Source organism: Bacteroides salyersiae, assembly GCF_031172035.1.
GTDB lineage: Bacteria > Bacteroidota > Bacteroidia > Bacteroidales > Bacteroidaceae > Bacteroides > Bacteroides salyersiae.
Genome location: NZ_CP133452.1, coordinates 456,774 through 468,241, shown reverse-complemented (window position 1 = coordinate 468,241; position 11,468 = coordinate 456,774). Strand labels below are relative to the sequence as shown.

General features: G+C 44.8%; 5 protein-coding genes. All 5 read right to left on the bottom strand.

Annotation, left to right across the window (positions count from 1 at the left end; translation table 11 throughout):
* Positions 1-70: 70 nt before the first annotated feature.
* The gene (locus RB604_RS01795) at positions 71-2,665 is read right to left on the bottom strand and encodes an endonuclease/exonuclease/phosphatase family protein (RefSeq protein WP_007480142.1); all 2,595 of its coding nucleotides are present in this window, start codon (positions 2,663-2,665) and stop codon (positions 71-73) included.
* An 85-nt stretch (positions 2,666-2,750) separates the two neighbouring features.
* Positions 2,751-4,547 carry a T9SS type A sorting domain-containing protein gene (locus RB604_RS01790; protein WP_055295731.1) on the bottom strand — a complete coding sequence of 599 codons (1,797 nt, stop codon included), beginning with the start codon at positions 4,545-4,547 and terminating at the stop codon, positions 2,751-2,753.
* 140 nt (positions 4,548-4,687) lie between these two features.
* Positions 4,688-5,650 carry a sugar phosphate isomerase/epimerase family protein gene (locus RB604_RS01785; protein ID WP_007480145.1) on the bottom strand — a complete coding sequence of 321 codons (963 nt, stop codon included), beginning with the start codon at positions 5,648-5,650 and terminating at the stop codon, positions 4,688-4,690.
* A gap of 51 nt (positions 5,651-5,701) precedes the next feature.
* Positions 5,702-7,465 carry a RagB/SusD family nutrient uptake outer membrane protein gene (locus tag RB604_RS01780; protein WP_007480147.1) on the bottom strand — a complete coding sequence of 588 codons (1,764 nt, stop codon included), beginning with the start codon at positions 7,463-7,465 and terminating at the stop codon, positions 5,702-5,704.
* Between the two features lie 15 nt (positions 7,466-7,480).
* Entirely contained in the window at positions 7,481-11,002 is a 3,522-nt protein-coding gene (locus RB604_RS01775; RefSeq protein ID WP_007480149.1) for a TonB-dependent receptor, read from the bottom strand.
* Between the last annotated feature and the right edge of the window lie 466 nt (positions 11,003-11,468).

Here is an 11,468-nt window from a genome sequence, read left to right as displayed (position 1 = left end):
AATACAGTCAGACTGTAGTATGGGTGATTTTATAAAGGTTTTTGATGTAAAATGGAAACAGATTCTTAATTTATCCTTTTACAAATCGGGTAGTTCCTCCTTTCCAGGACAATATATATACTCCGGAATAAAGTCGGGAAATATTGACCGGAGTTTCTCCTGCATTAACTTCACCTAAATGAATGACTGTTGATCCGGTCATGGAGAATATCCTCACATCCTGCAACACCATAGCAGCAGACAGATATAGAGTCGAACCGTTCTGGTATGTGCTGACCGGACTGGTGGCGGCTGTTTCGGTGATGCCCGTACCTCCCTTGCCATACTCATACGCACCGATCGATGAAGTACCATCCGTCGAACGTTCTACTCCTCGTTGGTCGAATATAAGCTTGTCTCGTAATTCAATCGTATTGTCTACATCTCCTTTCAATAATTTTTCTTCAAACTGCGATGCCGGCAGCACATTGATTGCATTTGATCCGAAAAAGCGTCTTTTCACCTTGACTGTCTCAATTGAGCCACCGTTTAAAGCCAAAACAGGAACGATATCTCCTTCTACTATATTGCTTTCGAGCATATTGCCGAGCAATAGGATCGATGCATCGGCTGAAGTTCCTAAAATATCGGTTTCTGCCGGTGTTATACCGATGTTATCGGTACTCGAAAAGATATTATAGCCGGTAGTCGCCGGTTGCCCTGCATTGTAAACATCACCGGTATATATAGAGGTAGAACGGTTTCCGGCAATCACGTTGTTGAAAATGAATGGTGTGCCGTTGTAGATATGTACGGCAGCACCGTAAAAGTCGGCGGTAGGTGTACCGTTTTTATAGCACGAGGCATGGTTTCCGACAATCGTATTGTTGACGATCGAAAGTGTAGATGCTGCATTCAAATTGGCATAGACGGCCGATCCTCCTTTTATTTCGTTGATGACACCGCCGGTAGCTTCTATCCGGTTGTTGACAAAAGTATTATTGACTAAGGTTGTTTTAGAAGCATAAGCCGTTCCGTTGAGTGAGACGGTGCCTCCGTAAGTTGCCCTGTTGCAGGCATACGTGTTGTACCCCAGATAAGCCCACGAGTATCCGGAATGGTATCCGGCAGAACCTTGTACCGCTTCATTTTCAGAGAAGTAGCAACCTGTCATGGCATAGCGCCACCATAGCTCCACACCGGCATAGGCGGTGAAGTATGCACCACCGTTGGCTGATGAAATGTTACGGATAAATCGGCAGCCGGTGCATAATAATTGGCCGGCTGCATAGATTCCCGCGCCCTGACCTGTGGATTGGTTGTCGCGAATAATCACATTGTTGAGTATCAGTGGCGAGCCCAGCCCGGCGATGCCTGCACCTGTGGTAACACTTCCGTTGGCGTTCCCTCCCACAATTTCAAAATTGCAAAGCGTCAGTGCACAGTATTTTTGAACGGTCACTACGCGATAAGCGTTTTCTTCGTTACCGGTCAATACTCCGTCGGCAATTTCATCATTGCCGTTTATATCTCCCGATAGGACTGTGCGTCCTGTCACTTCTTTAAATGCAGAATCGTAGCCGCCGAATATATCCAGCGAATGGGGAATGTTGAGTGTAGCACTACGGCCTTTTAATAGCTCCGATTCGGTTACGGAATAGTGTCCTTGGGCAACGTAAATGGTATCACCGTTACAGGTGGCATCGACAGCCTCCTGAATATTGCGGAAAGGGGCTGACTTGCTTCCGTCGCCGCCATCAGCGGCGTTTATATCCACATAGCGGGTATGGGAGGCTACGAAAGGCATTAATGAAATGCTTACTATCACAGGGAAATGATCGGAAGGCGTGACACCGCGTCCAAAAGTTTCATTAATGTGATTGTATGTATGCACTTTCATTCCTTTTACCCATACATAATCCAGACGGGTCCCATCTTTTTTCTCAGGATCCCATTTGCACAAGGTGCCGTCCTTAGGCCACGGAAATGGGGCTTCCGACACTTTGCGGCTGTCCGACAGATAGGCACTGCAAAGGTCATAGAACGGATAGCGTATGGCCGATGAGTTATGGTCACCACATATAATCGCCGGATAATGACCGGAGATGGAACGTACTTTTTCTATGTTAATACGTGTTCCTTCATTACGGGCATCGCTTCCTAAATGATCGAGGTGGGTGATGAAATAGTAAAACAGTTCACCGGTCTCTTTCACTCTTAACTTGGCCCATACGGCAAAACGTTTGTTACCACTGCTGTTGTCCCATGAAATTAGCGATTTGGAGGGGTCTGTACATAAAAAGTAATGTCCCTCTTCAAGAAGGTCGAATTTGTCGGTGCGAAACAATACCGCATTGACTGTGCCTTGATTGGGCACCGTCGACGAGTTACCTCCCCATTCTACAAATGAATACTCCGGAAGCAAACTTTTCATATCCTCTTGTTGCGAACCGGCGTTCATTTCATTGACCCCGACAATGTCGTACTTGAAATCGATAATTGTCCGGGCAACATAGCTCTTGCGGTTGTCCCAGCTTAATTCTCCTTGATCGGCAGTTGTTTTGAAACGGATATTGAAACATCCCACATTTAAAGTCGTGGTATTGGCTACACTGACCGTTGGAATGGTCGGTAGAAGCACCCATAGGATGGCAAATAGCCTATATTTGATGTGATAGAAAGCCATATAATAATGATTTATAAAACAAACAAGTCGTCTGCTTCCTGTATCCGGGAGGCAGACGGACCTGTTTAATAAATGAGTGACAATATTATCTGGTAACTTTGAACGTTTGTCCGTTCACGTTAGCCATGTAAATACCCTTTGCAAGTTTACGCAAATCAATCGTATCGCTTTGTGTAATAGATTGGATGCGCATACCTTGTAAATTATAAATATGTATGGTAGCATTATCGGTGAGTCCTACCACCTTGTAGATACCATTACCCGAAGCTTGTAATTTGAGAGAACTCCCCGGGGAGGCCGTATTGGCAATACCGGTCCCATGATTGGTTAAGAAGTCATAAGCTCCCGGAGCAGTTTCACCGTTAACCTCTTCCTGACTACGTTTCGAACCGGTTTGGTCTACTGTAACATCAATCTCGAACGGTAGATATCTGCCTTCATCTTTTAGCGTTTTGATGTACTCTCCGAGTTCGAAGCCATAAAGGGCATAAACTCCGAGCTGATCGAGAATTCCATTATCCACAGGTTTCAATGTCTTGGTAAATCCACCATTCTCTCCGGCTGCTGTTGTACCGAATATTTTTGAATAAGTATTCGGGTTGTTGCCATCCATATGATCATTGTTCCAGTTGATAGCAATAGTAGGAGATTCCATGACCGAGCCGAATGTGCCCAGTATGCTGCCGCCATAAGAATTTAGATAAGCGCTGGAAGGTGTTTTCTCCGTACCGGTAAGAACGATGGCAGCTTTGGCTACCGCACCGTCATCATCGCGTCCCACGATGATCGAATTGCAGATATTCACCGCCGGATCACAGGCAATGCGTATTTGCGACCCCAACCATGAACCGGGGTTAGTGACAGTACCGGTTTCCGTATCTTCGGCATATAGCTCCGAAGGGTCGGCAGAACAGGCATTACCGGCAATGGTACAGTTAATAATATGTACCGCGCGTACATCGTCATCAAAAGAACTGCCATTGGCACAAACTCCTGCACCTTCATAAAAAGCCTTGTTGTCGACGATGGTAGAATTTATGATCCACATATTCTCTCCCGAAGACTGGGCGATGGCACCACCATAACGGGATTCTACTTCATTATTACCGAAGTAGCAACGTTCGATTACGCCATTCGCTTTCTTCGAACTACGGGTGGTACAGCGGAATCCGGCTCCGGTCTTGTGCGCTTTGTTGTTGTATACATTGCAGTCTTTTATATGATAAAGTCCGCCATAGATGTGGATACCGGCGCCGATTCCGTCTCCTGCACCTTCGCCTTTGCTTACATTATTATATATATTGCAATACTGGAGCTCGATGGCCCCCTGTGTGCAATAAACGGCTCCGCTTGCATTAGTCGAACCTTCGGGAGAGTATGAACAGGTGAAATCGATACCTATCAGCCGGCAGATATGGGCCAAGTTCTCGGCATCATCGTTCCTTGCCTGGCGCACATGGATTAAGTTGCGGAGGTCGCCTGCGCTCGGCCCCCCGTTTTCATCGAGGTCGCCGGAGAATATCGTGGGTGTGGCCGATGGATAGGCAGGCCATTCGGTAACCGCGCCTTTGCTCTGATCGCATCCTCCTACAAAAACATAACCACGGTAAATACGCCCGGCGTCGGCACTGGGACTGGTAGCATTGTAATAGGTACCGCCTGCAAGAAAGAATACGTCTCCGGTTTTATATTTGGATACCTCGTCGTTTTTTGCAGCAGAGGCATCATTCTCGAAAACGTCGTACATGGTAATCGCTTTTTCCCAAGATGAACCGTCGTTACCTGTGGAGCGTAAACCCGGTACGACATAGTATTCGGCCGAAAAAACGGTTGTAGGAATCAAAATTCCCATTGCGTAGAGTAAGAAATGTTTTAGTTTCATAATTCTCATAGATTTGTTAATAATGTATTGATAAAATCACTTGGAACTTTTAGTGCCTGTTTAAATTTTGCTCAGTATTATTTTAAGAGGAAAGTTTAAACAGGCTCTTATACTTTTGAGGGAGTCCCCAAGGTAGCTTTTTAAGGTTGTAAAGACTTTATGTAGTCTTCATAAATCCGGTGATAGGTGGCAACGAGATCCGTAAACCCATTGACCTCCTTTGCCCTTATTTCGTAGAGGAACGGGCCGGTATAGCCGGCACGGTCAAGCGCCTGAAGAATAAGGGTCCAGTTGTTTTTGCCACGTCCCGGGAGCTGATGGCACTCTTTCTCTCCGTCTCCGTCGGCAATATGGACACTCTTTATGCGAGAACCGAGTGCGGCGATCAGCCGTTCGGGATTTTTAATGTGATTCATGTCGATGGCAGCATAAACATCGGCCGGCATTAAATCCATGATTTCAACCATCTCCTCGACCGTACGGCCCAGTGGGCGTTCTACTCCGGGGCTGCGAAGCAACTTATACCCGAGAAGATTTTCCAGTACGATAATGGCTCCTGTCTCCTTTACATCTTTATTCAGGGAGGTGATGGTTTTTATCAACTGGCTCATGCGTTGCTTGCGTTCGTTGAGGCCCAACCGCCAGCTTGGATGAAACAGTATAACTTCCGGCTCCAATACACCGACAACATCAATATAGCCACGGTAGGCATTTTCCGAATGCGAACGGATCGTTTCGTCAACGTGCGACGGGTCACAGTCGGCCCCATAAGGCATATGTATCGACCAGATGTTGATTCCGGCACTGTCGGCATCGTGTTTTACCCGGCGGAACTTCTCTTTTAATTCGGCATTTGGAATAGGATGATCTCCATTGACCAAGCCGGTGAGAGAAATCTCTATGTCGGAGATACCTGCAGACCGCGCTTCTTTCAGATTTTCATAGGTCAGTCCCTCTAAACCGCCGAAAACGCTTATGGTTGTTCCTATACGCAACTTCTGCGGAGTGCGTACTTCATCTCCATTCATGGTATCCATGCAAAAACCGCTTATGGAAACCATCAAGACAGATATCCATGCATAGATTGATTTTCTTTTTAACATACTGTTTATTTGTAATTTAAAACTTAGTAATAGCTTATTTGTGAGTAACGATTAAAAATCAAGTCCATCGTCCCAGCCGGTGTTCTGTGTAATCATGCCTTTGGTAAGTGTGCGTTCATTGCTTGGAATAGGATAGAGATAATCGCGGTCCTTATTGAAAGCCCTCATCAATTGTCCGTGAGCCAGGATATAGCCGGTCTCTCCTTCTGAAAGGAATATATCCTGATTTATTTTCAATGGAGTTACTCCCGGAGCAGGAATACGGCGGTCCAGATAAACCACAAAGTCGATTTTTCCATTACCATCCATGTCATAACGGCCTTCACCGGGTACATAAGGACCATAAAATGGCTGGGCCAGAAGCTGACCTTCACGCCATCGGCATAGATCGGAAAAACGGATACCTTCACTTACCATCTCTATCGAACGTTCCCGGCGGATCTCAAGAATAACTCCTTTATTGGGGCTACTGTCTACATTCTTATATCCATAAAGTTCAGATGTAAGGAACGGGTCGGGATCAGCATTTGCAGCCGATTTATTCAGATGAGGCATCCCTACGCGGTCTCGGATTAAATTGACAGAGTGATCGAGATCGTCTTGTGTCAATGTCCCTAATTCGGCTTTGGCTTCGGCGTAATTGAGATATACTTCGGCCATACGGTAAATAGGCACATCTATTGTAGAGGCATTGATATAATTGGGTCCCGAAATATACTTCAGCATCGGATATCCTGTCACGGTATTGGCAAAATTGAAAGTTCCTTCTGTACCATCGACGTATTGGGCATTTTGTGTCAGTACTGTCTGTGCAAGGCGGGGATCGCGCTCTTTTGTCTCTTCAGTAAATGGCATCGTTGCCCATCCCTCTCTATCGGTGAAGCGGCTGCCGTCTTGCATTAAATAAGAGAAAACGAGCGCTTTGGTATAACCGGCCATACCTTTGGACGGCATCAGTGCATAGGCGTCGACTGCATGTGCGAAATTACCCCCATAACAACGTGCAAGGATCACTTCCTGTGCAATGGCGTTCTCTGAAGTAAAGAGCGAATAATAGGGATTTTTCCCTGTCGAGTAGATAGAATACTTTTTATCATTCATAATATCAAGTGACGCATTGACGCATTCCTGCAAGATAGCTTCATAAGGTAAGTTGTTTTTATTAAATGTGTGGCCGGCATGGTATTTACGGAAAGTACCTTCAAAAAGACACGCACGCGATTTTAACGCAAGGGCTGCATAACGCGAAACTTTGTAAATAGAGGATGATGCCGGAAGATTTTCTGCCGCCTTATCACAGTCTTCTATAATATGATTTATGATGACGTCGCGACTGTCGCGCGGCTTGGCCAGAAGTTCATCTTGGTCTGATGCCAATACTTGGTCATACCATGGCACTTCGCCAAAGCGTTTCAGCTTTTCAAAGTAAAAGTAAGCGCGCCAGAAATAAGCAACACCATCGTAACGTTTGCGGGCGGTTGCATCTTCGCAACGGTGGGAGTTCTGAAGATAATAATTGATATATCTCAGATAAGACCATGACCATCCTCCACCGGAGGAAGGAACAGTGCGTGTCAGCCCTACTACGACATCGCTTTGAGACAGACCGTCGACAATTAGGTTAGACGGTTCGTCATACAGATTGACTGCGGTGGGTTCCATGAGGTAAAACTGGTTGGTATAAAGTTCCAACTCTGACTCTGTATGAAAAAAAGTGTCGGGACTGATGGAATCCTTAGGAAACTCATTAAGGTCACACGATGCAAAGCCTGTTAATAAGGCGGCGGATATGAATATATGTTTTATAGTACGCATAGCTGGTTTGTTTTTTTAGAATGTAATATCGATGCCAAATGAGAATACCTTGCTGAAATTGTATACTTCACCGGAGTTCTCAATGTAAGATGAAGATGAAACTGCCGCTTCGGGGTCGATGTATTTACAGTATTTTTTCATCGGCGACCAGTAAGCAAGATTCTCTCCGGTAAAATAAATGCGTATCTGCTGAAGATATTTTTTTAATACCGGAAGGGTATAACCTACTGTCAGATTCTTAAGCCGCAGATAGGCCACGTTCTGAATATACCGGTCATTAGGCGATGTCAGAGTATAGTGGGAATTGGTATTATCGGAGTATGCTTCATAACCGCGAGGGAATGGAAAGTATGCATCCAGATTATCTTCACTCCATACCTGATCTACCAATTGCTGGCTTAAGAATGTATTGTGCGGACGACAATAGGGACCCCAGAAAAGATTGGCCTGGCCGGAGCTGGGATACCAGTTGCGTTTGCCTACACCTTGAAACAGGATAGAAAAATCAATACCGTTCCACGAAAAATCACCACCGAATGTATAAGAGTATCTTGGAAGTGAATTACCGATGATTACCCGGTCTCCCGGATCTTCGACAGTGTTTTTCCCGATGGAAATTTTATTGTCGCCGTTGAGATCCAAGAATTTTGGATCACCTGCATGAAGTCCCTTACGGGTGGCAGTAGCATCGATGCGTTTGGTAAAGTAGGAACAGTCCACTTTTTGGGTATATTCTGCCGCTTCTTCATCCGTACGGAAAAGACCATCGATTTTGTATCCCCAGATATCTCCGAGTTTTTCGCCTACATAGTGTTCCGAAATTAGTCGGGTATCATTGTCGAACCGGGTGACTTTGGTCTGGTAATCGCCAAGGCCGGCACGTAATGAGTAAGAGAATGGCCGGTTAAGCAGGGTCGTTCTGTCACGCCAGACGAAACTGAGTTCCCAACCTTTGGTGCGCATATCGGCAGCATTGGTGCGCGGTTCGCTTGCACCGTAAACTCCGGGGAGCGATGCACCCGGCATCATCATGTCGGTAGTGTTGCGTACGTAATAATCGCCGCTGAATGTCAGCCTGTTGTTTAGGAAAGCAAGGTCGACTCCCCAGTCATACGTCGTTACTTTTTCCCATGTTAAATCATTGGCTACAGGGGCGTCTTCACGAGCGTATGTCAGTTTATCCGTACCGTTGAATGTAAAATCTCCATTGGTGAGATTGGTATTGATCTTTTGAACAAACAGATAGTCAGATACCTGTTGGTTGCCAAGGCTGCCGATAGAAAAACGTATTTTGGCATTGTTCCACCATTGTCGCATAGGTTCCCAGAAATTTTCCTGACTGATACGCCATCCTACAGAACCTGAAGGGAAGTATCCCCAACGGTTGTGACTCCAGAAGCGCGACGATCCGTCGGCACGGCCGGAGGCTTCGAACAGGTATTTGCCATCGTAGTCATAATTGATACGTCCGAAGACACCGAGTGTCTTATATTTCGATTGTCCGCCACTGACGGCATAAGTCGATCCGGCTGATAAGTTGAAGTCATTCAGGTCTTCCGAAAGATTTCCATCAACCGATATTGCATTCTTGCGGTAGTAACGGGTGTCATATTGCATACCACCTACAATCTTGAAGTTATGTACTTTATTCCAAGTGTGTGAATAATCGGCAAATGCTTCAAATGTCTGTTTATAGAGTGACTGGTTAGTTTCTTGAAGGTCGTTACGGAACTTGCTGGTGGTTTCCCATGAAATCACGCCTTCATGTGAAGAATATGGTGCATTATTATAGCGATACTGTCCGAATTCATGAGAAAAACGATAGGCATGACTTAAATGTAGGGTTAGCCCTTTAACGATATCTAATTCAAGGTTGTTTTTAATCGTCGCTTCATTTACTACCTCTTCGTTGGACGTTTTTCCATAAGTAAGCATCAGATTCATGTCACCGAGTACACCGGCTCCTTGATTTACTATTTCAGTGCTGTGTACGATAGTTCCATCAGGATTTCTGGGGACAAATAACGGAGAACCTCCCATGGTTACGTTACGAAATGTCGTTTGCTGGTTTTTCATTCCCGGCCACCACATTTTACCATAAAAATAGTTCAGGTTGGTACTAAAGCGGGCCCATTTTGTAATGTTGATATCCAGTTTTCCGCGAATGCTGTAATTGTCATAAGGGTCATTCTGCTGGTTCATAACCCCTTGGGTATTGTAATAGCGGCCGCTGACGTAGTATTTCACCCTGTCATTTCCCCCTCTTATCGATACATTATGCTCATGTTGCATGCGGGTACGTTTGTAAATGTAATCGTACCAATCGAAATTTCCGTAATACTTGTATGTTCCGTCTTCTTCGGTTACTACCCATGGGCGGGCGGGATTTTCCGTCTTATCGCCGCGACGCATCTCGAGTTCGTTCCAGTCGTCCTCATCATATTTAAGGTAGTTTATCCCTTTATTCGAATAATAGAAAAAGCGGTCGACTACTTTGGCCCAGTCGTAACCACTGGTTATGTAGTCGGTACTCGTGGTGTTTTTTAATAAACCGAAACGGCCGTTATAAGTAACCTTTACGTTCGAATCACTGCCGGTTTTAGTAGTAACCAATACTACGCCGGCTGAGGCCTTTGCACCGTATACCGAAGCTGCTGCAGCATCTTTTAATATGGAAACCGATTCTATATCGTTAGGGTTGAGTCTGTTTAGTTCCATTTCTACACCGTCGACAAGAATGAGCGGGGTTCCTCCGTTTAAGGATGCGGCACCGCGAATATCTATTTCATAACCCGAATCGGCCCTACCGGTATTAATACCGATGTTTAGTGATGGATCCAGGCCTTGCAGGGCTTGTGCAGCCGAAGAGACAGGACGCCCGTTGATCTCTTCATTTCCGATAACTCCGACAGCTCCTGTCAGGTTTACCTTTTTCTGGCTGCCGAATCCGACTACTACTACTTCATTGAGTATAGTCGAATTTTCAGTCATGGTAATATTCAAAACGGTCGAGCTACCTACTTTTATCGAAATATCGGAAAAACCTACATAAGAAAATTTGAGTGTTTGTCCCGGAATCGCTTCAATGGAATAATCACCGTTTACATTGGTGATTACGCCTTTGCCCGATTCGGGATTTTGGACGGTAACACCGATCAGTGGTTCTTTATCTGCACCGTTTATCACTCTCCCGGTAATCAGGCGTGGCCTTTGTGTCGCAGGTGTATTCCCGGTAGGTTGTTTCCGACTTTGGATGACAATACTTTTGTTGGTTACCGTATAGGTGACATTTTGCCCCGTAAATATATGGCTGAGTATTGTACTTATGGATTCATTTTTAGCTGAGACTGAAACTTTACGATTCATATCCACCTCATTCGATTCTACTGTTACGGAAAATCCATATTGCTGTTGCAGTTTCAATACAGCTTCGCGTACAGTCACATTCTTTACTTGAAAATCAATACCTGTAGCAAGTGCCTTACCGGGAAGCAGTACACTGATAACCAGCGTGAGCACTATGAAAGTGTTTCTCATAATTGATTGATTTAAATGATAGCTGTTGTACATGTTATAAGATTTAATTATAATTGATTGATCGGAATTGATTCATTGACATTGTTTTCATTTGTCATAGCAGGGGTGTTTTTTAGTATTTCATAAAATGCTTCATCCTATCTATATTATTGGACTTAGTTTTCTATGAGTCGTCGTCCCATCGTTTCCGGGTGGATGAGGGAACTTGGTCTTTCATTGTATTGGATGGTAGTTTTCTTATCATAAAAGAAACTGATATAGATGGTTTTACTTAAAGAACTCGTGATAGGAAGAGATTACGTAACGGGGAGTTGTTTTTTTGTTTCAATTCAGTATCTCTTACGTGAATTGGTTGTGAAATGCATGTTTTTATGGATAGATAAATTGTGATATTTTATCCACAAATGTATTTGAGTGACATTAATGGCGTTGTATGTTGTAACGGTTTTCCGGTATGTAAAAATAA

Coding starts and splice junctions, on each gene's coding strand:
- RB604_RS01795 (WP_007480142.1), bottom strand. CDS start 2,665: ATGGCTTTCTATCACATCAAATATAGGCTATTTGCCATCCTATGGGTG.
- RB604_RS01790 (WP_055295731.1), bottom strand. CDS start 4,547: ATGAAACTAAAACATTTCTTACTCTACGCAATGGGAATTTTGATTCCT.
- RB604_RS01785 (WP_007480145.1), bottom strand. CDS start 5,650: ATGTTAAAAAGAAAATCAATCTATGCATGGATATCTGTCTTGATGGTT.
- RB604_RS01780 (WP_007480147.1), bottom strand. CDS start 7,465: ATGCGTACTATAAAACATATATTCATATCCGCCGCCTTATTAACAGGC.
- RB604_RS01775 (WP_007480149.1), bottom strand. CDS start 11,002: ATGAGAAACACTTTCATAGTGCTCACGCTGGTTATCAGTGTACTGCTT.